Origin of the sequence: Novosphingobium bradum (genome assembly GCF_042646485.1) — a bacterium.
GTDB lineage: Bacteria > Pseudomonadota > Alphaproteobacteria > Sphingomonadales > Sphingomonadaceae > Novosphingobium > Novosphingobium bradum.
On the sequence record NZ_JBHRTQ010000010.1, the window covers coordinates 265,950 to 289,455 of the forward strand.

The 23,506-nt window shown below is 69.8% G+C and carries 22 protein-coding genes; 11 read left to right on the top strand and 11 right to left on the bottom strand.

Features of this window, described 5'->3' with window-relative positions:
• Positions 1-14 precede the first annotated feature (14 nt).
• The 5 genes from mnmE to ACFOD9_RS12640 all read left to right on the top strand — a co-directional run bounded on the left by mnmE (position 15) and on the right by ACFOD9_RS12640 (position 5,632).
• Positions 15-1,292, top strand: a complete 1,278-nt coding sequence (gene mnmE, locus ACFOD9_RS12620; RefSeq protein WP_379510468.1) for a tRNA uridine-5-carboxymethylaminomethyl(34) synthesis GTPase MnmE — start codon at positions 15-17, stop codon at positions 1,290-1,292.
• An 83-nt stretch (positions 1,293-1,375) separates the two neighbouring features.
• Positions 1,376-3,223: a tRNA uridine-5-carboxymethylaminomethyl(34) synthesis enzyme MnmG gene (gene mnmG, locus ACFOD9_RS12625; protein WP_379510469.1), complete on the top strand. Its 1,848-nt coding sequence runs from the start codon at positions 1,376-1,378 to the stop codon at positions 3,221-3,223.
• Positions 3,220-3,885 (top strand): 16S rRNA (guanine(527)-N(7))-methyltransferase RsmG, encoded by a 666-nt coding sequence (rsmG, locus tag ACFOD9_RS12630; RefSeq protein ID WP_379510470.1) that lies wholly within the window; start codon positions 3,220-3,222, stop codon positions 3,883-3,885. The genes mnmG and rsmG overlap by 4 nt, the downstream gene beginning before the upstream one ends.
• On the top strand, positions 3,882-4,658 hold the full coding sequence (locus tag ACFOD9_RS12635) for a ParA family protein (protein WP_379510471.1): 777 nt from the start codon (positions 3,882-3,884) through the stop codon (positions 4,656-4,658). Before rsmG ends, ACFOD9_RS12635 begins: the two co-directional genes overlap by 4 nt.
• Positions 4,655-5,632, top strand: coding sequence for a ParB/RepB/Spo0J family partition protein (locus tag ACFOD9_RS12640; protein ID WP_379510472.1), 978 nt, complete (start codon positions 4,655-4,657; stop codon positions 5,630-5,632). Before ACFOD9_RS12635 ends, ACFOD9_RS12640 begins: the two co-directional genes overlap by 4 nt.
• A 12-nt stretch (positions 5,633-5,644) precedes the next feature.
• Here the strand turns inward: ACFOD9_RS12640 and ACFOD9_RS12645 are convergent, their stop codons facing one another.
• Positions 5,645-6,313 carry a glycine zipper 2TM domain-containing protein gene (locus ACFOD9_RS12645; protein WP_379510473.1) on the bottom strand — a complete coding sequence of 223 codons (669 nt, stop codon included), beginning with the start codon at positions 6,311-6,313 and terminating at the stop codon, positions 5,645-5,647.
• Between the two features lie 203 nt (positions 6,314-6,516).
• Here ACFOD9_RS12645 and ACFOD9_RS12650 point away from each other — a divergent pair, with 203 nt between their 5' ends.
• Complete coding sequence (locus ACFOD9_RS12650) at positions 6,517-7,962, top strand: PQQ-dependent sugar dehydrogenase (RefSeq protein ID WP_379510474.1); 1,446 nt, start codon at positions 6,517-6,519, stop codon at positions 7,960-7,962.
• Between the two features lie 27 nt (positions 7,963-7,989).
• On the opposite strand, the gene ACFOD9_RS12655 is transcribed toward ACFOD9_RS12650, so the two are convergent.
• Positions 7,990-8,823 carry a DUF815 domain-containing protein gene (locus ACFOD9_RS12655; protein ID WP_379510475.1) on the bottom strand — a complete coding sequence of 278 codons (834 nt, stop codon included), beginning with the start codon at positions 8,821-8,823 and terminating at the stop codon, positions 7,990-7,992.
• Positions 8,820-10,562: an acyl-CoA dehydrogenase gene (locus ACFOD9_RS12660; RefSeq protein ID WP_379510476.1), complete on the bottom strand. Its 1,743-nt coding sequence runs from the start codon at positions 10,560-10,562 to the stop codon at positions 8,820-8,822. The genes ACFOD9_RS12655 and ACFOD9_RS12660 overlap by 4 nt, the downstream gene beginning before the upstream one ends.
• 85 nt (positions 10,563-10,647) lie before the next feature.
• On the opposite strand from ACFOD9_RS12660, the gene ACFOD9_RS12665 reads away from it, so the two are divergent.
• Complete coding sequence (locus ACFOD9_RS12665) at positions 10,648-11,592, top strand: L-threonylcarbamoyladenylate synthase (protein ID WP_379510477.1); 945 nt, start codon at positions 10,648-10,650, stop codon at positions 11,590-11,592.
• Positions 11,593-11,670: 78 nt separating this feature from the next.
• Here the strand turns inward: ACFOD9_RS12665 and ACFOD9_RS12670 are convergent, their stop codons facing one another.
• From ACFOD9_RS12670 to ACFOD9_RS12685, 4 genes are all read right to left on the bottom strand, one after another.
• On the bottom strand, positions 11,671-12,204 hold the full coding sequence (locus ACFOD9_RS12670) for a CarD family transcriptional regulator (protein WP_379510478.1): 534 nt from the start codon (positions 12,202-12,204) through the stop codon (positions 11,671-11,673).
• Between the two features lie 356 nt (positions 12,205-12,560).
• Complete coding sequence (gene fdxA, locus ACFOD9_RS12675) at positions 12,561-12,899, bottom strand: ferredoxin FdxA (protein WP_379510479.1); 339 nt, start codon at positions 12,897-12,899, stop codon at positions 12,561-12,563.
• Positions 12,896-13,240, bottom strand: coding sequence for an RNA-binding S4 domain-containing protein (locus ACFOD9_RS12680; protein WP_379510480.1), 345 nt, complete (start codon positions 13,238-13,240; stop codon positions 12,896-12,898). The genes fdxA and ACFOD9_RS12680 overlap by 4 nt, the downstream gene beginning before the upstream one ends.
• Positions 13,241-13,249: 9 nt before the next feature.
• Positions 13,250-15,820 carry a helicase-related protein gene (locus tag ACFOD9_RS12685; RefSeq protein ID WP_379510481.1) on the bottom strand — a complete coding sequence of 857 codons (2,571 nt, stop codon included), beginning with the start codon at positions 15,818-15,820 and terminating at the stop codon, positions 13,250-13,252.
• Positions 15,821-15,975: 155 nt separating this feature from the next.
• Between ACFOD9_RS12685 and ACFOD9_RS12690 the strand changes: the two genes are divergently transcribed.
• From ACFOD9_RS12690 to ACFOD9_RS12705, 4 genes are read left to right on the top strand one after another with little or no spacing between them, the layout of a single operon-like run.
• Positions 15,976-17,571: a M23 family metallopeptidase gene (locus ACFOD9_RS12690; protein ID WP_379510482.1), complete on the top strand. Its 1,596-nt coding sequence runs from the start codon at positions 15,976-15,978 to the stop codon at positions 17,569-17,571.
• 52 nt (positions 17,572-17,623) lie between these two features.
• Positions 17,624-18,622 carry a porphobilinogen synthase gene (gene hemB / locus ACFOD9_RS12695; protein WP_379510483.1) on the top strand — a complete coding sequence of 333 codons (999 nt, stop codon included), beginning with the start codon at positions 17,624-17,626 and terminating at the stop codon, positions 18,620-18,622.
• Between the two features lie 19 nt (positions 18,623-18,641).
• Positions 18,642-19,223 carry a gamma carbonic anhydrase family protein gene (locus ACFOD9_RS12700; protein ID WP_379510484.1) on the top strand — a complete coding sequence of 194 codons (582 nt, stop codon included), beginning with the start codon at positions 18,642-18,644 and terminating at the stop codon, positions 19,221-19,223.
• Entirely contained in the window at positions 19,204-19,482 is a 279-nt protein-coding gene (locus ACFOD9_RS12705) for a DUF167 domain-containing protein (RefSeq protein WP_379510485.1), read from the top strand. Before ACFOD9_RS12700 ends, ACFOD9_RS12705 begins: the two co-directional genes overlap by 20 nt.
• Here ACFOD9_RS12705 and ACFOD9_RS12710 read toward each other — a convergent pair.
• The 4 genes from ACFOD9_RS12710 to ACFOD9_RS12725 all read right to left on the bottom strand — a co-directional run bounded on the left by ACFOD9_RS12710 (position 19,479) and on the right by ACFOD9_RS12725 (position 23,470).
• Positions 19,479-20,120, bottom strand: coding sequence for a YoaK family protein (locus ACFOD9_RS12710; RefSeq protein WP_379510486.1), 642 nt, complete (start codon positions 20,118-20,120; stop codon positions 19,479-19,481). The genes ACFOD9_RS12705 and ACFOD9_RS12710 overlap by 4 nt on opposite strands.
• Positions 20,121-20,147: 27 nt before the next feature.
• Positions 20,148-20,561 (bottom strand): group II truncated hemoglobin, encoded by a 414-nt coding sequence (locus tag ACFOD9_RS12715; RefSeq protein ID WP_379510487.1) that lies wholly within the window; start codon positions 20,559-20,561, stop codon positions 20,148-20,150.
• 154 nt (positions 20,562-20,715) lie between these two features.
• Positions 20,716-23,085, bottom strand: coding sequence for an ATP-dependent Clp protease ATP-binding subunit ClpA (clpA, locus tag ACFOD9_RS12720; protein WP_379510488.1), 2,370 nt, complete (start codon positions 23,083-23,085; stop codon positions 20,716-20,718).
• A gap of 175 nt (positions 23,086-23,260) precedes the next feature.
• A complete protein-coding gene (locus ACFOD9_RS12725) occupies positions 23,261-23,470 on the bottom strand; it encodes a DUF1192 family protein (RefSeq protein ID WP_379510489.1) in 210 nt (69 codons plus the stop codon).
• Positions 23,471-23,506: the final 36 nt, after the last annotated feature.

The following is a 23,506-nucleotide window of genomic DNA, read 5'->3' on the forward strand; positions in this document are numbered from 1 at the left end:
TGTTCGCCTGACCGATGACTGATACGATCTTCGCGCTGTCGAGCGGCGCGGCCCCGGCTGCGATCGGCGTGATCCGGGTCAGCGGCCCGCAGGCCAACGCGGCCATGCGCGCCCTGGCCGGAAGGCTTGCCCCGCCCCGGCGCGCGGTCACGGCTGTCTTGCGCGATGGTTCCGGCGCTCCGCTTGATCGCGCACTGGTGCTTTGGCTTCCCGGCCCGCACACCGCCACCGGTGAGGATTGCGCCGAATTCCATCTCCACGGCGGCCGCGCGGTGATTGCCGCGGTCGAGGCCGCGCTGGCCGCCCTGCCGGGGCTGCGCCGCGCCCAGGCGGGCGAATTCACCCGCCGCGCCTTCATCAACGGCAAGATCGACCTGGCCGAGGCCGAAGGTCTGGCCGACCTGCTGGCGGCGGAAACCGAACTTCAGCGCCAGTCCGCCCTGGCGCTGGCCGGGGGCACATTTTCCCGCCTGGTCGAGGATTGGCGCGCGCGCCTGTTGCATCTGTCCGCCGAGATCGAGGCCGTGCTCGATTTTGCCGAGGACGATGACATCGCCGCGGTGGATGAGCGTTTCACGTGGAACATCCGTGCCCTGGCCGATGAGCTGGCCGAATGGCTGGCCCGGCCCCGCGCGGAACGGCTGCGTGAAGGATTCCGGGTGGTCCTCGCCGGTCCGCCCAATGCGGGCAAGTCCACCCTGTTCAACGCGCTGGTCGAAGCCGAGGCGGCGATCACCTCGCCCATTCCCGGCACCACCCGCGACGTGGTGGCCCGGCCGGTGGCCCTGGCCGGTGTCCCGTTCCTGTTCCTCGACACCGCCGGCCTGCGCGACGAAACCGCCGATCCGATCGAGCGGACCGGGATCGATCGCGCGCAGGGCGAACTGGCCCGGGCCGACCTGGTCCTGTGGCTCGGCCCCGATGGGCAATGTCCGCCCCTGGCCTGGAACATCGAGGCGCAGTGCGATCGCCCCGGGCATGAGGCCAAGGCCCACCCGCGCCATCGGGTCTCGGCGCTGACCGGGCAAGGCCTTGGCCACTTGCGCGAGGATCTGGTGGCCACGGCCCGCGCCGCCCTCCCTCGCCCCGGCGAAGCGGCGCTCAACCAGCGCCAGCACCGCCTGCTCGACGAAGCTCACGCCGCCCTTTCGGCCATCCCCGGCCTGGATGATCCGCTGCTGATAGCCGAAGGTCTGCGCCTGGCCCGCGTCGCCTTCGATGCCCTGCTCGGCCGGACCACGACCGAGGATATGCTCGACGCGCTGTTCGGCCGGTTCTGCATCGGCAAATAGCGGTGCGACCTGAATGTTCCACGTGAAACAACGCGCGGTACGCCAACTGGACCCCTGCCGGCAAATCCTGTAAGCGCCCCGCCATGCATCCGTTCGACATCATCGTCGTTGGCGGCGGACACGCCGGCTGCGAAGCGGCCGCCGTCGCCGCCCGGATGGGCGCGCGCACCGCCCTGCTGACCTTCGACCCCGCCCAGCTTGGCGCGATGAGCTGCAATCCTGCCATCGGCGGCCTGGGCAAGGGCCACCTCGTCCGCGAGGTCGATGCGCTTGATGGGCTGATGGGCCGCGCCGCAGATGCGGCCGCGATCCATTACCGGATGCTCAACAAGAGCAAGGGCAGCGCCGTGCAAGGCCCGCGCATCCAGGCGGACCGCAAGCTGTTCAGGCGTGCGGTCCAGGCCATGCTGGAGCGGCAGGACCGGCTCACCGTGGTGGCCGGTGAGGCGGCAGCCTTGCGCCTGGCCGGCGGCCGGGTGGTCGGCGTGACCCTGGCTGACGGCACAGAACTGACCGCCGCCGCGGTGGTGCTGTGCACCGGCACCTTCCTGGGCGGCACCCTGTTCCGCGGCGAGGAGCGCATGGTTGGCGGGCGCATCGGCGAGGATTCGGCCCAGCGCCTCGCGGCCCAGTTGCGTGAGGCCGAGCTGCCGATGGCCCGGCTCAAGACCGGCACCCCGCCGCGCCTCGATGGCCGCACCATCGACTGGGCGGTGCTGGAGGAGCAGGCCTCGGATCTCGACGCGTGGACGATGTCGCCGCTCACCACCGCGCGGGTGAACCCCCAGGTGTTCTGCGCGATCACGCGCACCAATTCCCGCAGCCACGACATCATCCGTGGCGGCCTTCACCGCTCGCCCCTGTTCACCGGGGCGATCGGCGCTTCCGGGCCGCGCTATTGCCCGTCGATCGAGGACAAGATTCACCGCTTCGCCGACCGCGATGGCCACCAGGTCTTCCTCGAACCCGAAGGGCTCGACAGCGCGCTGGTCTATCCCAACGGCATCAGCACGTCGCTCCCTGCCGATGTCCAGCTGGCCCTGGTCCGCTCCATGCGGGGGCTGGAGCAGGTGGAGATCGTCACCGCCGGCTATGCCGTCGAATACGATCACGTTGATCCCCGCGCCCTGCGGCCCAGCCTTGAACTGCGCGCCTTGCCGGGACTCTATTGCGCGGGGCAGATCAACGGCACCACCGGCTACGAGGAGGCTGCCGCGCAAGGACTGGTCGCCGGCATGAACGCTGCGGCCGCCGTGCTTGGCCGGGAGCCGGCGGCGCTGGACCGGGCCAATTCCTACCTCGCGGTGATGATCGACGATCTCACGCTGCACGGCGTGACCGAGCCTTACCGGATGCTCACCGCCCGCGCCGAATACCGCCTGCGCCTGCGCGCCAACAATGCCGGTTCCCGGCTCACCCCGCTGGGCCTGGCCTGCGGCGCGGTGGGGCCGGAGCGCGCGGCATGGTTCGCGCGGCGCGAGGCTGGCCGGGCGCAGTTCGATCAGGCTTTGTCGACCGAGGCCAGCGCGGCCGAGCTGGCCCGCGCCGGCCTGCCGGTCCGCACCGACACCGGCCGCCTGCCCTTGCGCGAATGGCTGCGCTTCTCCGGGGTGACGCTTGACGGCCTTGCTCCCTGGCTTCCCGCCGATCTGCCCGCCGATGCGGAGCTGGCCGCCGAAGTGGTCGAGGATGCGATCTATGCGCCCTACCTTGTCCGCCAGGAGGGCGAACTGCGCGCCCTTCGCGCGGGCGAGGCTCTGCCGCTGGGCGATACCTTTGCCTATGGCGCGGTGCCCGGTCTGTCGCGCGAGATGGTCGAACGTCTCCAATCGGCGCGGCCCGCCACGCTGGCCGATGCCGGCCGGGTTCCGGGGATCACCCCGGCGGCACTGGCGGCCCTTCTGGTGCAGGCCCGGCGGCAGGCGGCATGACCGGCTCGGAAGCCGAAGCCCGGGCGCTGGTGGCCGATCTTGCCGATGCAGCGGCCCTCGCCCGGTGCGAGCGACTGCTGGACCTGCTGGCCGAGGAAAACACCCGGCAGAACCTGGTGTCCAGCGCCAGCCTGGGCGCGGCGTGGCAGCGGCACATTGCCGATTCGGCGCAGCTCCTGCGCCATGTTCCACGTGAAACACCGTCGCCCTGGCTTGACCTTGGCACCGGTGCCGGCTTCCCCGGGCTGGTGATTGCCGCGCTGCGGCCCGAGCTTGATGTGACCATGGTCGAATCGCGCACCAGGCGAGTCGAGTGGCTGCAACGGGTCTGCAGCGATCTCGGCCTGGCGCGGGCGCGGGTGCTGGGTTCGCGGCTGGAGCTGGTTGAATCGTTCCCGGCCGGGGTCATTTCGGCACGGGCCTTTGCCCCGCTCGATCGATTGCTCGACATTTCCGCACGATTTTCCACAGCCGACACGATATGGCTGTTGCCGAAGGGCCGTTCGGCTTGGGATGAAGTGAATCAGCTTTCGGGGTGGCGGCACCTGTTCCACGTGGAACAATCGCTCACCGATCCGGATGCTGGTCTGGTGGTGGGAACGGTGTCCGGTCCGCTTGCTGCCGTGGCGAAACCGCGAGGGAAGAAGGCGCGCAGCTCATGATCCGCATCGCGATTGCCAACCAGAAGGGCGGTGTGGGCAAGACCACCACGGCCATCAATCTCGCCACGGCCCTCGCGGCGACCGGGTGGAAAACCCTGCTCGTCGATCTTGATCCGCAGGGCAATGCCTCGACCGGGATCGGCCTTCCCGCCGCCGAGCGCGGGGCCACATCCTATGACCTGCTGGTCGATCAGGTTCCCCTGGCCTCCTGCGCTGTCCCGACCCGCATTCCCGGCATGGACATCGTCCCGGCCACGGTCGACCTGTCTGGCGCGGAAGTGGAGCTGGTCGGGGTGGAGAACCGCACCGATCGCCTGCGGACCGCGCTGGGCGCCGATGCAGGCTATGACGTCTGCCTGATCGATTGCCCGCCTTCGCTTGGCCTGCTCACGCTCAACGCGCTGTGCGCCGCCGATACCCTGCTTGTGCCGCTCCAGTGCGAATTCTTCGCGCTTGAAGGCTTGAGCCAATTGCTCCAGACGGTCGAGCGGGTGCAGCAGCGGTTCAATGCATCGCTCGGCATCGTCGGCGTGGCGCTGACCATGTTCGATCGCCGCAACCGCCTGACCGACCAGGTATCGGACGACGTGCGTTCCTGCCTTGGCCAGCTGGTGTTCGAGACGGTTATCCCGCGCAACGTCCGCCTGTCCGAAGCGCCCAGCCATGGCCTGCCGGCGCTGGTCTATGATCACAACTGCTCGGGGAGCCGCGCCTACATGGCGCTTGCCCGCGAGCTCATTGGGCGCCTGCCTTCCCGGAGATTGGCCGCATGAGTGAAGATCCCGCAGTCCAGGCTGTCCCTGCTCCCGAACCCGCCGCACCCGAACCCGCAGCGCCCCATCGCCGCAAGCCGCCCGCGCTTGGCCGCGGCCTCGGCGCCCTGCTCGGCGAGGTGCGGCGCGAGGAATCGGTGTTCGGCACCGCGCCTTCGGCCGGCCCGGTCCAGTCGGGGCTGACCACCCTGGCGGTTTCCGCGATCGAGCCTCATCCCGAACAGCCCCGCCGCCGGTTCGACGAGGCCGCGCTGGAGGAACTGGCCGCCTCGATTGCCGCGCGGGGCGTGATCCAGCCAGTCATCGTCCGTCCGCTCGGCCAGGGGCGCTACCAGCTTGTCGCCGGCGAGCGGCGCTGGCGCGCGGCGCAGCGGGCGCGGCTCCATGAAATCCCGGCCCTGGTGCGCGATCTGACCGAGCGCGAGGTCATGGCCCTGGCGCTGATCGAGAATCTCCAGCGCCAGGATCTCAACCCGGTGGAAGAGGCGCGTGCCTATGAGCGCCTGGCCCAGGCCGAGAGCATGACCCAGGCCGAAATCGCCCGGATGGTCGACAAGTCACGCAGCCATGTCGCCAATCTCCAGCGCCTGCTGGCCCTGCCCGAGCCGGTGCTCGACATGGTGGAGGTGGGCGATCTTTCGATGGGCCATGCCCGCGCCCTGATCGGCGCCGAGGATGCGACCGACCTGGCGCGCGCCGCGGTCGACAAGCAGCTCTCCGTGCGTGAGGTCGAAAAGCTGATCCGCCGGCGCAATCGTCCGGTTCCGCCGGCCCCGCGCCGGGCGCGCGAGGCCCGGGGATCGGGGGAGAACGCCGATATCCTCGCGGTGCAGAATCACCTGGAGGAATTCCTTGGCCTCAGCATCCGCATCGCGGTCGATCCCGATCCGGTGTCCGGCACGGTATCGATCCGCTACACCACGCTGGATCAGCTCGATCTGATTTGCCAGCGGCTGACGGGCGGAAATATCTGATCTAAATAGAAACTATTGCGGAACCCGCTTGTCCGGCACCAGCCGCACGCGCTTGTCGGGCGCGGCGCGGCGGGGGATGAGCCGCGAATGGCGGGGAACGGTGGTGATGATCTCCTCGGTCACCACGGTTTCCTTGCACGGACCGCGCACGGCTGGCCCTCCTGCCGCCACCATGGTGACCGGCACCAGCATCACCGGCACGCCATAGCCATAACCATAGCCGTATCCAGCCGGGTAGGTACCAGCGCCCTGGCCCCAGCCGTCGAGCATGGCTTCGCAGCGATCGCGCACGCGCGGGGCATCTTCGGCGCGATCGATCGCGGCACCGGCCAGGGCGCCCACGGCGGCGCCGGCGACCGTGCCCAGAAATTTGTCGCGATGGCCGGCCAGCGCGTGGCCGGCCACGCCGCCCACCACTCCGCCGATGACCGCCCCGCCCAGCCCATTGTCGCCCAGGCGGTGGCGGCATTCGCGCAGCCATTCGCCGCGGTCGCGCGGGGCGGGGGCCGACGGCTGCGCGCTTTCGGTCTCGATCACCGTGGGGGTTTGCCAGCCGCCATACCAGGCGCCGAACGGCCCACCCCAATGCGGGAGCATCTGCGGCCGGCCGCCATGGGCCAGGGCCGGCGATGCGGCCAGCAGGCCCAGCGCGGCAAGGGTGATCGTGACGGTCTGGCGCATCGGTTCTATCCCCCGGCCGGAACGGAGGCGTTCCGGGCATTAACCCGGAATTTAGCATCGATTGCGGCGGCGGACCAAGGCTGCCGGCCGCCCTGTGCCAAATCGGCGCAGCTTGCCGCCGGCCCCGCCCCGCCCTGTTCCGGCGGGCAGGGCGGTTGTCGGCGGGGTGCGCCCGGCCTATCTGTGCCGGCATGAGCGAAACCATGCGTAAGATCCTTGCCGCCGCCGCGGTTGTTCTCCTGCTGATCGTGGGGGCGGGGGCCTGGGTGCTGCACGGCAACCCGACCGACCGCCTGCCCTCGTCCACGGTTGGCCGCACGCCGCAACTGGTCGATCCCGAGCCCGAGCGCATTCCCACCATCGGCGTGGTCAAGCCGATCGGGTGGAAGGCCGGCGAAGCGCCCGTGGCCGCCAACGGGCTGGCGGTGAACCGGTTCGCCGAAGGGCTTGATCATCCGCGCACCATGTTGCTGCTCCCCAATGGCGACGTGATCGTAGCCGAGACCAACCGTCCGGCCGGAGATGGCCCGGGCGGGATCACCGGCTTCGTCATGAAGCTGCTGTTCGCGCGGGCCGGGGCGGGCGATGCCTCGCCCAACCGGCTGGTCCTGCTGCGCGATGCCAATGGCGATGGCGTGGCCGAGCAGCGCTTTGTCCTGCGCGAGGGTCTCGATTCGCCCTCGGGCCTCGCCTGGGGCGTGAACACGCTGTTCGTGGCCAATCACAATGCCGTGCTGGCCTTCCCCTTCACCCCCGGTCAGACCGCGCTGTCCGGCGCGCCGCGCAAGCTGCGCGACCTGCCGCCCGGCGGCAACCACTGGATGCGGAACCTCCTGCTCAGCCCCGATGGCACCAAGCTCTACGTGGCCGTCGGTTCCTCCACCAACATCGGCGAGAACGGGATGACGGCGGAGGAAGGCCGGGCCGCGATCTGGGAGATCGACGTGGCCACCGCGCGGGGGCGGCAATATGCCGGCGGTATGCGTAATCCCAACGGGATGGACTGGAATCCGGCGACGGGCGAGCTGTGGGCCACGGTGAACGAGCGCGATATGCTGGGCGGCGATCTGGTGCCCGACTATCTCACCAACGTGCCGGTCGGCGCCCAATATGGCTGGCCGTGGTTCTACTGGAAGGACGTGGCCGACGACCGGGTCAAGGAGCCGATGCCCGAATACCTCAACGAATATGTCCGCAAGCCCGAATATGCGCTGGGCGCCCACACCGCCGCGCTGGGCCTGCGCTTTGCGGCGGCGGGCAACCGGCTGGGGGCCAACTATGCCAACGGCGCCTTCATCGCCCGCCACGGCTCGTGGAACCGCAAGCCGGCGGTGGGCTATGACGTGGTCTTCATCACCTTCGATGCCAACGGCAATCCGCGCGGCCTGCCGGTTCCGGTGTTGGGTGGGTTCCTGGCCGGCCCTGGCGAAACCCATGGACGCCCCACCTGGATTGCCTTCGACCGCACTGGCGCCCTGCTGGTGAGCGACGATACCGCCGGGATCGTCTGGCGCGTGGTCTCGCCGACGGCGGCGCCGACTGCCGGGGTCAAGCCGGTGGTCACCGGGCATATGCCGCCGCAGCGGCAGCTCAACAGCGAGGCGGCGGCAAGCTTCCGCCCGGGACCGAACGACGAACCCAGGCGCTGACGCCGACCTGAGGCCGGGCGTGGCGGATCAGAGCCGGCGCCCGGCCCGGCCGGCCAGTTCGGTGACATATTGCCAGGCGATCCGGCCCGAGCGGGCGCCGCGCCGCTTGGACCATTCCAGCGCATCGCCCGCCTCGAAGGCGAGGCCGAGGTCCGCCGCGTAGCCAGCGATGATCGCGAGATAATCGTCCTGGCTGCAGGCGTGGAAGCCTACCGAAAGCCCGAACCGGTCGGCCAGGGCAAGGCGATCGTCCACCGCATCGCGCGGATTGATCGGATCGTCCTGTTCCGACAGGTGGCGGCTGACGATCGCCCGGCGATTGGCGGTGACGGCCAGGCGCACGTTGCCCGGCCGGGCTTCCACCCCGCCCTCCAGCCACGAACGCAGCTGGCGCGGGCCGGTGCTGTCCCCGTCCTCGAAGCCGAGATCGTCGATATAGACGAGGAACGGGCGGTCCTGCGCGGCCAGGGCCGCGAACAGTCCGGTCAGGCTCGCCAGGGCATCGGGGGCGACCTGGACCAGTGCGATCGGCCCCACCTCGGCCTGGGCGGCCACCACGCCCGAGCGCAGCAGCGCCGACTTGCCCATGCCCCGCGAACCCCACAGCAGCATATCATGGGCGGCGTGGCCGGCGGCATGGCGGGCGATATTGGCGACGACCACCGCCTTCTGCGAGTCGATCCCGCGCAGGAGATCAAGCGGCGGGGCCGCCAGCACCGGCACGGCGCGCGGCCCCTTGGCGTCCCACACGTAGGCCGGGCTGGCCGACCAGTCGACCGGAACGGTCGCGGCGGGGGCCAGGCGGTCCAGCGCCGCCGCGATCCGGGCCAGCACCGCGCCGGCATCGATCCCATCATTCACGAGGCAAGGTCCTCCGCATCGAGTTGGTAAAGCAGGTTGGCGCCGGCCATGGCCGAGGCCTTGAGCCCGGCGGCCTCGGGGACGATGTGATCGAGGAAGAAGCGCGCGGTCACCCGTTTGGTCGCGGCCGCGCCGGCGGGCACCTCGCCCCGGTCCATCGCCTCTGCCTGGCGCAGCAATTGCCAGCCGGCCACGGCCACCGCGCACATCGTGGTGAAGGGAACCGAGCCGGCTAGCCGGTCGTCCAGCGAAGCCTCGGCGCTCATCCAGCGCGCCACCTCGGCGCAGTCCCGCGCCAGCGCGGCGAGCCTTGGTGCCTGCGCCGCGCCCGCGCCAGCATCGGCCAGCAGGGCCAGGAGGACCGCGCCCTGCTCCATTCCCAGCTTGCGGGTGACGAGGTCGGCTGCCTGGATGCCGTTGGTGCCTTCGTAGATCGGCGCGATCCGGGCATCGCGGAAGAATTGCGCCGCGCCGGTTTCCTCGATGTAGCCCATGCCGCCGTGGACCTGCAGGCCCAGGCTTGCCACCTCGCAGCCCATGTCGGTTCCCCAGGCCTTGATCAGCGGCACCAGCACGTCGGCCCGCGCCGACGCCGCGTCATCGCCCAGCGCGGCGCGATCGGCCTGGCCCCAGATGTAATAAAGCAGCGCCCGCCCGCCTTGCGTGAGCGCGCGCATCCGCAGCAGCATCCGGCGCACATCGGGGTGTTCGATGATGGCCACCGGCGCGCGGTCGGGCGAACCGGCGCGCGCGCCTTGCACGCGCTGGCGGGCATAGGCCATGGCCTGCTGCAGGGCGCCCTCGGCGATCTGCACGCCCTGGCTGCCGACATTGATCCGCGCCGCGTTCATCATCGTGAACATCGCCTTGAGCCCGGCGTTCTCGGCCCCGACCAGTTCGCCGATGCACTGGTCGTTATCGCCATAGCTCATCACGCAGGTCGGCGAGGCGTGGATGCCCAGCTTGTGCTCGATCGAAACCACCTTGAGGTCGTTGCGCGGTCCGAGCGAGCCATCGGCATTCACCAGCACCTTGGGCACTACGAACAGGCTGATCCCGCGCGATCCGGCGGGCGCGCCGGGGGTGCGGGCCAGGACCAGGTGGATGATGTTTTCGGCCAGTTGGTGTTCGCCCCAAGTGATGAAGATCTTGGTCCCCTTGATCCGGTACTTGCCGGCATGGGGGCCATCGGTGATCGGCATGGCGCTGGTGCGAAGCGCGCCCACGTCGGAGCCGGCCTGCGGCTCGGTCAGGTTCATGGTCCCGGGCCATTCGCCGCTGACCAGCCGGGGCAGGTAGAGCCGCTGCTGGGCCGCGCTGCCATGATGGGCCAGCGCCTCGATCGCGCCCACGGTCAGCATCGGCAGGAGGGTGAAGGCCATGTTGGCCGCGCCCAGTGTTTCCTGGATGCAGGCGGCCAGGCTCAGCGGCAGGCTCTGGCCGCCATGTTCGACCGGGCCGGAAACGGCATTCCACCCCTGCTCGACATAGGCCCGGTAGGCGCGGGCAAAGCCATCGGGATGGGTCACCACCCCGTTTCGAGCCACCGGCGGCGAGACATCGCCCAGTCGGTTGAGCGGAGCCCATTCGCCTGCGGCGAAGGCGCCGATCCCCTCGACGATTGCCGAAACGAGGTCGGGGGAGGCGGCGGCGAAGCGCTCGTGCGCCGCGAGGTCGGCGATCCCGGCGTTGACGGCAAGGGCCAGCAACTGGTCGGCGGAGGGCGGGGTGAAGGTCATGGTCCTGGTTCCGTCCCGGTGGCGTGGGGATGCAAGGCGCCGGCGGCGATCTTGGCATATGTCGCAGGACCGCTATAGCGCGGCGATGACCGGGAACAATCACCCGCAGGCGCTCGGGGCTGACGCAGCAGGCATCGCCGCCGCCGCCGCCGCCCTGGCGCGGGGCGAACCCGTCGCCCTGCCCACCGAAACGGTCTATGGCCTTGCCGCAAGGGCCGACAGCGCCGATGCGGTGGCCGCGATCTACCGTGCCAAGGGCCGGCCCGATTTCAATCCGCTGATCGTCCACGTGCCGGACGTGGCCCGGGCCGAACGGCTGGCGCGGTTCGATGCCCGCGCGCGGCGGCTGGCCGAGGCGTTCTGGCCCGGGCCGCTGACCCTCGTGCTCCCCTTGCGCGACGATGGGGGAATTGCGCCTGCGGTCACCGCCGGCCTTGCGACCATCGCGTTGCGCTGTCCGGCCCATCCGGTGATGCGCGCGGTGCTGGAGGCCTGCGGGCTGCCACTCGCGGCGCCCTCGGCCAATCGCAGCGGCGCGGTAAGCCCGACCACGGCGGCCCACGTGGCCCACAGCCTGGCCGGCCGGATCGGCCTGGTGCTGGATGGCGGGGCGACCGCCGCGGGCATTGAAAGCACCATTGTCGCCCTGCGCGAGGAGGGCTGGTCGCTGCTGCGCCCCGGACCGGTGACCGAAGGCGAAATCGCCGTACTGGTCGGCCCGCCCCTGCCGACCCCGGCCGCCGGACAGATCGAGGCGCCGGGGCAACTGGCCAGCCACTATGCGCCGGGCAAGCCGGTGCGGCTGGAGGCCACGGCGGCCCGGGCCGACGAGTTCCTGATCGGCTTCGGGCCGGTGGCGGGCGCGGTCAACCTCTCCCCTACCGGCGATCTCGCCGAGGCCGCGGCCCGGCTTTACGCCTGCCTGCACCAGGCCGCCGCCGCCCCGCAGCCCCGGGTGGCCGTGGCGCCGGTGCCGCACGCGGGCATCGGCGCGGCCATCAACGACCGCTTGGCGCGAGCGGCGGCCTGAGCCGCCAACGAATCCGGCGCACAAACGAAAAGGCCGCCCGCAAGCGGACGGCCTTTCGGGCAAGGGGCAAGCGGCGGCTCAGGCGGCCGGCGCAGCCTCGTAATACTTGGGCGCGTGTTCGTTGAGGATCGCGAGGATCTTCTTCAGCGCCGCCGGCTCGTCGGTCTTTTCCATGGCCGCCAGCTCGCGGGCCAGGCGCGACGACGCCGCCTCGAAGATCTGCCGTTCCGAATAGGACTGTTCCGGCTGGTCATCCGCCCGGAACAAATCGCGCGTGACTTCCGCGATCGAGACGAGATCGCCCGAATTGATCTTGGCTTCATATTCCTGGGCGCGGCGCGACCACATGGTGCGCTTGACCTTGGGCTTGCCCTTGAGCGTATCGAGCGCCTCGCGCAGGGTCTTGTCCGACGACAGCTTTCGCATACCGATCGCCTCGACCTTGTTTACCGGCACACGCAGGGTCATGCGCTCCTTTTCGAAGCGGAGCACGTAGAGCTCCAGCTTCATGCCGGCAATTTCCTGTTCCTGCAGTTCGATGACCCGGCCAACACCGTGCTTCGGGTAAACGACGTAATCTCCGACATCGAAGGCGTGAGCCTTGGCGGCCATGTATCGTCCTTTCGCCTGCAGGGTCGGGAGACCCGAATGGGCCTCGATGGCGCGGACTGGTGGTTCCGGCGAGATGCGTTCCGCCTTGCGGCGAAGCGGCGCCAGGCCACCCGTCTACCGTCTGTTGCGACCCTGCCTTTCGTGTGAGTCACTGGCCCGGCCCTCAGCGGCCGGGTCTGTCGGAACGGTCATAGCATTGTCGAAACGAAAATTCCAGCCCTGCCGGCATTGCATCTGCGAAGGGCGCCGGAAGGCTGCCCGCGAAACGTGACGTTTTGCGGACAGTGCAAAGCTTTTTCGGGCAGCGCCGCGCCGCAACACGGCGCGGGGTCGGGCCGCCGGGCGGCCCGATTCGGTCAGTCGCCCTCGCCCGGTTCGGCCGAGAAGAACTTCTCGAACTTGCCGTCGACGCCCTTGAACTCGTCGGCGTCGGGCGGGGTGTCCTTCTTGGTGGTGAGGTTGGGCCACTCGGCCGAATACTTGGCGTTCAGCTCGAGCCACTGCTCAAGCCCGCTCTCGGTATCGGGCAGGATCGCCTCGGCCGGGCATTCCGGCTCGCACACGCCGCAATCGATGCATTCGTTCGGGTTGATGACGAGCATATTCTCGCCCTCGTAGAAGCAATCGACCGGGCAGACCTCGACGCAATCCATGTACTTGCAACGGATGCAGGCGTCGGTGACGACATAGGTCATGGCAAATGATCCCCTTGGTGTTCTGGGCCATGCTCCGGGCAGCGGGTTGCTCCGGGCCGATTCGAACTCGCTGCTATGGAAATTTCTGGGCCGGCGTCAAGCGCACGGTAGCACGATTGCGCTTCGCTGGCCGGGCCGCGGCGCGGCGGGATGGCCAGGATCTCGATCACCCGTACCGCCGCGGGCAGCGGCAGGACCAGCACGTCGCCCACCTGGATCGCCTGGGCGCTGCGTTCCACCCGCCGGCCGTTGAGGCGGATATGGCCGGCCTCGGCCAGCTCCTGGGCCTGCGGGCGGGTCCTGGTGAAGCGCAGGAACCACAGGAGCTTGTCGAGCCGCACCCCGCGCGCCTAGCGCACCAGCCCGGCCAGTGCGGCGAAGGCCCCGCCCTGCGGCGGCGCGGGCTTGCGCGCCGGTTCGGCGACCGGAGCGGGCCGGCGCGGCGGGCGCCAGCGCCAGGTGGTCGGCGTGGGCGGTCCGAAGGCGCCTTCGGGCAGGGCGGCGGGCGAATGGGCGAGAAAACCGGCCAGCCGCAGCAGCTGGACATGGGCTTCGGGCGCCATACCCATCGAGCGGGCCAGCGCCGGGTCGATCGTGAACATGGCCTTGCCGGCCGCGGCGCGGCGGCCGTGGGCCTCGCGCAGGAGCTTTTCGGCCATGTCGATGCGGATCGCCTGGCTGGCGAAGCGGCGGTAGCCCAGCGGCGCGCGGCCCCGCACCAGCGGCACGATCGGCGGCATTTCGGCCAGGACTTCGCCGGTCTTCGTCCCGCCAAGCCCGGCCAGTTCGCGCCAGACGGCCAGCGGCGCGGGCTTGAGGGCGGCGGGCACGAACAGGTCGATCGCGCCGATCCGCACGCCGAGTTTCCGCAAGGCATCGCGCTGTGACGGCTGGAGCTGCTCCAGCCCCGCGCCCTCGCGCAGGATCACCCCGCCGCCATCGACCAGGCGGATCAGCATCGCGCGCAGTTCCGGCCCGCCTTCCGGCTCGCGACTGGCGGCATCGAGCGCGACCAGCGGGGCCGCGCCGGCCAGCCACCCGGCCAGCCAGCCATCGAGCACTTCGCGCAAGGTGCGCCGTTCATTCGCGGGAATGGCCTCCAGCGCGGGTTCGAGCTGGAGCTGCGGGGAAAACAGACCCTTGCCGCCCCGGATTCGCGCCAGCACTTCCTTGCCCAGCACGATCGCGCCGCGCGCCATGGCCAGCCCTGCCGTGCCGGCGGCAATCTCGCCAGCCAGTGCCGTTGCGCGTTCGGCCAGCAACTGGGGCAGGTGGCGCTCGGCCGCGGCGAACAGCAGCTTGTGGTCGCTATGGTGCGCTCCGGGATCGACCGTGAACCGGAATCCCTCCAGATTGCCCAGCTTTTCCCCGTCCACCACCAATTCATTCCCCTTCAGTTCGACCGGCAGCAAGGCCGCATCCGGTCCCGTTCGCCGCATCAGTACAGAGGTGCGCCGGTTGACGAAACGCTCCGTCAGCCGTGCGTGCAGGGCGTCCGACAGCCGCGCTTCGACCGAGCGCGCCCGCGCCGCCATTTCCTCGCGCGCCAGCACCCAGTCGGGGCGCTGGGCGATATAGGCCCACGACCGGATCGCGGCGATCCGGCCTTGCAAGGTATCGATGTCGCCGGACGGATTGTCGAGTTCGGCGATGCGCGCGGCGACATAGTCGCCGCCAAGATATCCCCCGCGAAGGTCTTCCCACAATCGCGCCACGAAGCGCGAATGGGTCTCGGCGCCCTGTTGGCGGAAATCGGGCAGCGAGCAGACCTCGCGGAACCTGGCCACGGCGCCGCGCCCGCGCACGCTGGCAGCGATCCCGTCCTGCTCGGCCAGCAGGCGCATCACGGCAAGGTCGATCGCCTCGGGCGCCGGGGCCAGTTCAGGTCGGTCGGGCGGGCGCGAGAGATCCTCGATCAGGTGGACCAGCCGGTCGGTTCGGGGATCGGCGTCGCGCCACAGCAGCCGGGTGAGCGGGGGGAAGCGGTGCTCCTCGATTCCCCAGACTTCCTCGTCGGTGAAGGCGGCGTCGTGGCCGCCGGTCCCGGCCAGGGTGCCGAAGGTGCCATCGCGCTGGTGGCGTCCGGCCCGACCGGCGATCTGCGCCATCTCGGCCGTGGTCAGCCGGCGCTGGCGCACGCCGTCGAATTTCGACAGGCCGGCGAAGGCAACGTGGGTGACATCCAGGTTCAGGCCCATGCCGATCGCGTCGGTCGCCACCAGGTAGTCCACCTCGCCCGACTGGAACAGCGCCACCTGCTTGTTGCGGGTTTCCGGGCTCATCGCGCCCATGACCACCGCCGCCCCGCCACGGAAGCGGCGCAGCATCTCGGCCACGGCGTAGACCTGCTCGGCCGAGAAGGCGACGATCGCGCTGCGCGGCGGCACGCGGGACAGCTTCTTCGCCCCGGCATGGGCGAGCGTGGAAAAGCGCGGACGGCTGACGATCTCGGCCTCCGGCACCAGGGCGCGGACCATCGGTTCGAGCACGCCCGAGCCCAGGATCATCGTTTCCTCGCGGCCCCGGGCGTGGAGCAGGCGGTCGGTGAATACGTGGCCGCGCTCGCGGTCGGCGCCGAGCTGGGCTTCGTCGAGCGCAATGAAGGCGAGATCGGGCTTTCGCGGCATGGCTTCCACCGTGCACAGCATCCAGCGCGCCTGCTTCGGCTCGATCCGCTCCTCGCCGGTGATCAGCGCCACCTGGTCGCGGCCCTTGATCGCCACCACGCGTTCATAGACCTCGCGCGCCAGCAGGCGCAGCGGGAAGCCGATCGCGCCCGAGGAATGGGCGCACAGGCGCTCGATCGCGAGGTGGGTCTTGCCGGTATTGGTCGGGCCAAGCACGGCGCGGACATTGCCGTCGCGGCCGGAACGGCCGGCCTCATGCGCGCGGGTGGCGGATCCAGGCAGAGAATAGGCCATCGGCTGCCTTGATGTGGCATCGCCCCGCAGCCACCGCAACCGCGCGCGGGCGCCGCACCGCCGTTTTCGACAGGTTGCCGGCTCGATTCGGCGCGGCTTAGCCTCGTGTTAACCCTGAGGGTGCACACCGGAGCCCGACTTCGCGTGGAGGGCCGGTGTTCAGACCGCACGATCAGGAGCTGCCGCTGGGCCGCGCTGTCGCGGCCACGGCGCCGTGCGCGGCTGCCGCGCCCCCGGCGGCGTCCCCGACCCTGGCCGCATTCTCGCCCGCCGTCCCGTCATGGCGCGCGAGGCTGGCCGCGCTGCGCCTCGATACGTCGGATTGGGTGGTCGATCTGGCCGAAGCCATCGGCAGCCCTTCGTGGTGGCGCGGCATGGCCACCATGGCCGGTCTCGCGCTCTCGGCCCTTGCCTTCTGGCCAGGGGCTTCGCGGCTGGAAGCGGCGCCGGGCACCCGCGCGCCGGATGCCGCCAGTGCCGAATGGCGCAGCCTCGGCGCGGTTCCGCTATCGTTCGACACCACGCGGCTGCAACGCGCCGTGCGCTCGCCGGCGGTGCGGCCGGTGGCCTTCGTGGCCGAACGGCCGCAGGTTTCCTTCACGTCCACCCTGGCCACTGGCGACGATCTGGCCGCCCTGCTCCAGCGCGCCGGCGCGGCGGGCGCAGATGCCACCCGGGCCAGCGCCCTGGTGGCCGAGGCAGTGCCGCTCGACCAGCTTGCCGCCGGCACCCGCGTGGCCCTGGTGCTTGGCCCGCGCCTCGGGCCGGGCCAGCCCCGCCGGCTGGATCGCATCGAACTGCGTGCGCGGCTGGACCTGGCCCTTGCGGTCGATCGCGCGGGCGGCGGTCTTGCGCTCGAACGCCGGCCGATCCCGGTCGATACCACCCCCTTGCGGATTCGCGGCCTGGTCGGGGCCAGCCTCTATCGCTCGGCCCGCGCCGCCGGGGCACCGCCCCAGGCGATCCAGGACTATCTCCAGGCGCTCGACGCCAATATCAGCCTCGACAGCGACGTTCTGCCCACCGATTCGTTCGATCTCGTCTTCGCCAACAAGCGCGCCGCCACCGGCGAGATCGAGCCGGGCGAACTGCTTTACGCCGGGCTGGATCGTGGCGCCCAGCCGGTCGCCCAGCTGCTGCGCTGGGGCCACGACGGCGCGTTCTATTCCGCCGATGCCCTCGCCCGTCCGCGCTATGTCACCTCTGGTCGTGAAGGTGGTTATGATGGTGGCGCCATGCTCACCCCGGTCAACGGGCGGATCACTTCGCTCTATGGCCAGCGGTTTCACCCGATCCTGGGCTATGCCCGGATGCACGCGGGCGTCGATTTCGGCGCGGCCTGGGGTTCGCCGATCGTCGCCACGGCGGCGGGGGTGGTGTCGTTCGCGGGCCATCACGGCGGCCATGGCAACTATGTCCGGCTGGAACACGGCGGCGGGCTGGGCACCGGCTATGGCCACATGAGCCGCATCGCGGTCAGCCCCGGTGAACGGGTCAGCGCCGGCGAGGTGATCGGCTATGTCGGCTCGACCGGGCTCTCCACCGGCCCTCACCTCCATTACGAGATGTACCGCGACGGGCGCACGGTGAACCCGCTGGGCCAGCGCTTCGCCGCGGTCACCGTGACCCGCCAGGTCGATAGCGGCCAGCTCGAGGCCTTCCGGGCCAAGCTGGCGCAATTGCGGGCGATCCGGCCCGGCCCGGCGCTTGCCGCACTGGGCCAGACCATCCACCGCCTCGCCTTGCGCTGAACCCCGAGAAAAGTTGAAGACGGGCTGCGTTTGCGGCAGGGAAGCGGGCACGATGAGCCATGCTTCCTACCCCGCGCTGCGCCTGCGCCGCACCCGCGCCACGCCGTGGAGCCGCGCGCTCCACCGCGAGATCGCCGTCTCCCCGGCCGACCTGATCTGGCCGCTGTTCGTGACCGAGGGGGAAAACGTGGAGGAACCGATCGCCTCGCTCCCCGGCGTTTCGCGCTGGTGCACCAAAGGCATCGCCGCGCGGGCCAGGGAAGCGGTCGCGCTGGGCATTCCGGCCATCGCCCTGTTCCCCAATACCCAGCCGGAACGGCGCGATCCCATGGGCCGTGAAGCGCTCAATCCCGACAACCTGATGTGCCGCGCGATCCGCGCGATCAAGGACGCGGTGGGCAACGACGTGGGCGTGCTCACCGATGTCGCGCTCGATCCCTATACCAGCCACGGGCAGGACGGCCTGATCGACGCGGCCGGCTATGTCCTCAACGACGAGACCGCCGAAGTGCTGGTCGCGCAAAGCCTCAACCAGGCCGCCGCCGGGGCCGACATCATCGCCCCGTCCGACATGATGGACGGCCGGGTTGGCCTGATCCGCGCGGCGCTGGAGCAGGCGGGCCACCGCAATGTCCAGATCATGAGCTATGCGGCCAAATATGCCTCGGCCTTCTATGGCCCGTTCCGTGATGCAGTGGGCAGCTCGGGCCTGCTCAAGGGCGACAAGAAGACCTACCAGATGGACCCGGCCAATGCCGAGGAAGCGCTGCGCGAGGTCGCGCTTGATCTGGCCGAGGGCGCCGACACGGTGATGGTCAAGCCGGGCCTGCCCTATCTCGACGTGGTGCTTCGGGTGAAGCAGACCTTCCAGGTGCCGGTCTTCGCCTACCAGGTCTCCGGCGAATACGCGATGATCGAGCACGCCGTGGCCGCCGGCGCGGCGGACCGCGATGCGATGGTGCTGGAAACGCTCACCGCCTTCAAGCGCGCGGGTTGTTCGGGCGTGCTGACCTACCACGCGGCCCACGCCGCCCGCCTGCTTGGCGCCTGACAGAACTGGTGAACCGCTGATGCCCCCTTCCCGCCCCGATGTCACGATCCTGCCCTGGCAGGGCAAGACCCCGCGCATTCACGACAGCGCCTTCATCGCCCCGGGCTGCCGGATCGTCGGCGATGTCGAGATCGGGCCGGATGCGAGCCTGTGGTATAACTGCGTGATCCGCGGCGACGTGAACCGGGTGGTGATCGGCGCGCGCAGCAATATCCAGGATGGCTCGGTGATCCACTGCGACAGCGCTACGCCCGGCGCGCCGCAGGGCTATGCCACGATCATCGGCGAGGACGTGCTGGTGGGCCACATGGCCCTGCTTCATGGCTGCACCCTGCACGACCGGGCCTTCGTTGGCTTGGGCACGATCGTGATGAACGGCTGCGTGATCGAATCGGATTCGATGCTGGCGGCCGGCGCCATGCTGACCCCGGGCAAGCGGGTGCTTTCGGGCCAGCTGTGGGGCGGTCGCCCGGCGGCGTTCATGCGCGACCTGCCGCGCGCGCCGGGGATCGCCGGGGCCGAGGCCTATGTCGAACTGGCGCGCGGGCACCTGGCCGAGCTGGCCGCAGCCGGTTCGGGCCATGGCCCGGCCCAAGGCTGACCTGCCCCCGGCCGAGGCGGTCCGCGCCCTGGTCGATGCTTCCGGCCAGCTTGCCGTGCGGGTCACGCCGGGCGCACGGGTGGAAGCGCTGGAGCTGAGCCAAGGCCGGCTTCTGGCCAAGGTCCGGGCCAAGCCGGAAGATGGCAAGGCCAATGCGGCCGTGCGCGATCTGCTGGCCGCGGCACTGGGCCTGGCGCCGTCGCGGGTGGACTTGTTGCGCGGCGCAACTTCGCGCGAAAAGCTGTTCCGGGTGGCCTAGGCCGCTTCGGGGGCAAGGCGCAGCGACAGGGCCAGCATCGCCAGCCCCCAGCCGGCGGCAAACCACAGCGCCCCGCCCGCCAGGTGCGACCAGGCCAGCGCGCCTAATACGGCGCCGATGGCAAGGCCGCTCCACAGCAGAAGAAAGGCGCCCCAGCCCGCGCGCCGCTGGCCCAGCAGCAGGGCGCCCAGCGCCTGCCCCAGCTTCACCAGGGCGCCGGTCATGTAGGTGAGGCCCACGGCGACATCGCCGCCGCGCTGGAAGGTGTTGTTGAGCGCGCCCATCGCCAGCACCAGCAGGGCCGGCGCCGCGCCCGGATGGCCGGCCGCATTGGCAAGGGCAGCGGCGGTCACCAGCGCGCAGACCAGCGCCAGCACCGCCGGCTTGCGCCGCGTCCCGGCCCGGGCGGCGACCACCGATCCCGCCGCCACGCCGCCGATGAAGCCGGCGATCAGCAGGGCCGGAACCAGCGCCGTGGCCGGATAGCCGGCAAGGTTGACCGCCAGCCGCGTGGTATTGCCCGACATGAACGAGACGAAATAGCCGCCGGCAAGGAGAAAGCCGACCGCATCGACATAGCCTGCCATGCCGGCAAGACCGATGGCCAGGACCTGCCGCCTGCGATCGAACCGGTTCATGCGCCTCCCGCCGCGGGCGCGCGCCGGCTAGCGCGCCATCCCGCTGGCCATCTGTTCAAGCACGTCGCCCATGGCCTTGGCAATCTGCGGATCGCTTTCGCCCACCACATCGCCGATCGCGCGGCGCATGGCCTCGACCCACTGGCGGGCGGTATCGGCGGTGATCGCCAGCGGCTTGTGGACCGACATCATGCAGCGACCGGGATTGGCCTCGAACCAGTCACGCGGGCCGCCGGACCAGCCGGTGAGGAAGCCGGCCAGGCTTTCGCGCATGGGTGCCAGATCCTCGGCGTGCATCGCGCGGAGCGGCGCATAGGCGGGATCGCTGGCCATCAGGTCATAGAAGCGGTCGGCGATGGCGGTGATGGTCGGGCGCCCGCCGAGGCGTTCATAAGGCGTGGTGGGCGCGGCGGCGGGCGGCGCTTGCGTTGCGGTGTCCAAGGCATTCTCCGGCGACGGAATTCTGTGCAGCCTCGGTTCTGCCCGCCGGCCTGGCCAGCCGCCTTGATCCCGATCAATCGCGCAAGAAACGAGGCCGGGCGTTCCACGTGGAACGCCCGGCCGGGATCAGGTCAAGGGGTGGCGGAGCGAAGCCCTATTCGGCACCGTCGTCGCTGGTTTCCGGGGCGGCGCTGGGCTTCTTCGCCTTGGCTGCGCGCTTGACCAGCTTGGGCGGGGCGGGGGTCAGCTCGAAGGCCAGTTCCTGGCCGCCGTCGCCGTCCCTGACCTTGACGTGGACCTCGCCGCCATGGGCCAGCTTGCCGAACAGCAGTTCTTCCGCCAGCGGCTGCTTGACCTTGTCCTGGATGAGCCGGGCCATCGGCCGGGCGCCATAGAGCTTGTCGTAGCCGCGCTCGCCCAGCCAGACCCGTGCATCGCTGTCGAACTGGATGTGGACGTTCTGTTCGGCCAGCTGGAGTTCGAGCTGGAGGATGAACTTGTCCACCACCCGGCTGATGACCGCGGTGGGCAGGTAGGCGAAGGGCACGACCGCATCGAGCCGGTTGCGGAATTCCGGGCTGAACATCTTCTTGACCGCCTCGTCCCCGGCATCGGCCTTGGAGACGTCGCCGAAGCCGATGCCCTGGCGGGCCATGTCGGAGGCGCCGGCATTGGTGGTCATGATCAGGACGACATTGCGGAAATCGACCGTCTTGCCGTGGTGATCGGTGAGCCGCCCGTTGTCCATCACCTGGAGCAGGATGTTGAACAGGTCGGGGTGGGCCTTCTCGATCTCGTCGAGCAGGAGCACGCAATGGGGCTGCTGGTCGATCGCATCGGTGAGCAGGCCGCCCTGGTCGAACCCGACATAGCCCGGAGGCGCGCCGATCAGGCGGCTGACCGAGTGGCGCTCCATGTATTCCGACATATCGAAGCGCACGAGCGGAATGCCCATGATGTTCGACAGCTGGCGGGCGACCTCGGTCTTGCCGACGCCGGTCGGGCCGGAGAACAGGAACGAGCCGATCGGCTTGTCGGGATCACGCAGGCCCGCGCGGGAGAGCTTCATCGCGGTGGAGAGCACCTCGATCGCCTTGTCCTGGCCGAAGACCACGCGCTTGAGGTCGCGCTCGAGATGTTCGAGCACCTTCTTGTCGTCGGACGAGACCGACTTGGGCGGGATGCGCGCCATGGTGGCGATGACCTGCTCGATCTCGCGGGCGGTGATGGTCTTCTTGCGGCGGCTGGGCGGCAGCAGCATCTGCATGGCGCCCACCTCGTCGATCACGTCGATCGCCTTGTCGGGCAGCTTGCGATCATTGATGTAGCGGGCCGAAAGCTCGACCGCGGTCTTGATCGCCTCGGGGGTGTACTTGACCTTGTGGTGTTCCTCGAAGGCGGTCCGCAGCCCCTTGAGGATCTTGATCGTGTCTTCCACCGTGGGCTCGTTCACGTCGATCTTCTGGAACCGGCGCAACAGGGCGCGGTCCTTCTCGAAGTGGTTGCGGAACTCCTTGTAGGTGGTGGAGCCGATGCAGCGGATCGTCCCGCCCGACAGCGCGGGCTTCAGGAGGTTGGAGGCGTCCATCGCCCCGCCGCTGGTGGCGCCGGCGCCGATCACGGTGTGGATCTCGTCGATGAACAGCACCGCTTCGGGCATCTTTTCGAGTTCGTTGACGACCTGCTTCAGGCGTTCCTCGAAATCGCCGCGATAGCGCGTGCCGGCCAGCAGCGCGCCCATGTCGAGAGAATAGATCACCGCATTGGCCAGCACCTCGGGCACTTCGCCTTCCACGATCTTGCGCGCCAGGCCTTCGGCGATCGCGGTCTTGCCGACGCCGGGATCGCCTACGTAGAGCGGGTTGTTCTTGGAGCGGCGGCAGAGGATCTGGATCGTGCGGTCCACTTCCGGGCCGCGCCCGATCAGCGGATCGACCTTGCCGGCCAACGCCTTCTCGTTGAGATTGACGCAGAACTGGTCGAGCGCGGAATCCTTCTTGGCCCCGGCCTTGGGATCGGACTTTTCTTCCGGAGCGGGCTGGCTGTCCTCAATCCCCTTGGGGCCGCGCTCTTCCATGCGCTTGCCGCCCTTGCCGATGCCGTGGCTGATGAAGCTCACCGCATCCAGCCGGCTCATATCCTGCTGCTGGAGGAAATAGACCGCGTAGGAATCGCGCTCGGAAAACAGCGCGACCAGCACGTTGGCGCCGGTGACAGTGTCCTTGCCCGAGGACTGGACGTGGAGGATCGCGCGCTGGATCACTCGCTGGAAGCCCGCGGTGGGGGCCGGATCGCCCTTTTCGGCGGTCTTGAGCGACTGGTATTCCTGGTCGAGATACTGCTTCACGACCTCGGCCAGGTCATGCAGGTCCACCCCGCAGGCGGTCATCACCTGGGCGGCGTCGGGATCGTCGATCAGCGCCAGGAGCAGATGCTCCAGCGTGGCATATTCGTGACTGCGTTCCGCGGCATTGTGGAGCGCCGCGTGCAGCGTCTTTTCAAGGCTCTGGGCGAAGCTGGGCATTCACGGGGCTTTCGTTGGGGACGCTGCCGAGGGCAAGTCGGACGGCCCGCAGGGGGAAACAGAGCTTAGGACGTCAGAATGGACAGGACTTGAATGCGCCCTTCCAGAACGAAAGGCGCGGCGATCGGTTGCAATATAGGGCGCCGCGCCGGGTTTGGGAGAGGCGCCCGAAAGGTCATGGCTGTCCGCCCGGCGAGGGCTTGAAGAAGGCTTCGGCCGCCAGCCGATGGGCGGCGGCCTTGGCCTGATGGGCTTTCACGCGGGCGATTTCCGCCTCAAGCTGGGCCACGCGCTGGTCCAGTTCGGCAAGCGAGTAGGAGTCAAGCGGTTCGGTCGCCAGCTTGCCGGCGTTATCGCCTTTCGGACGGGGAAGATCTTCGTCCATTGCGATGCAACATTGGACGCCTTGCGCTTCGTGTCA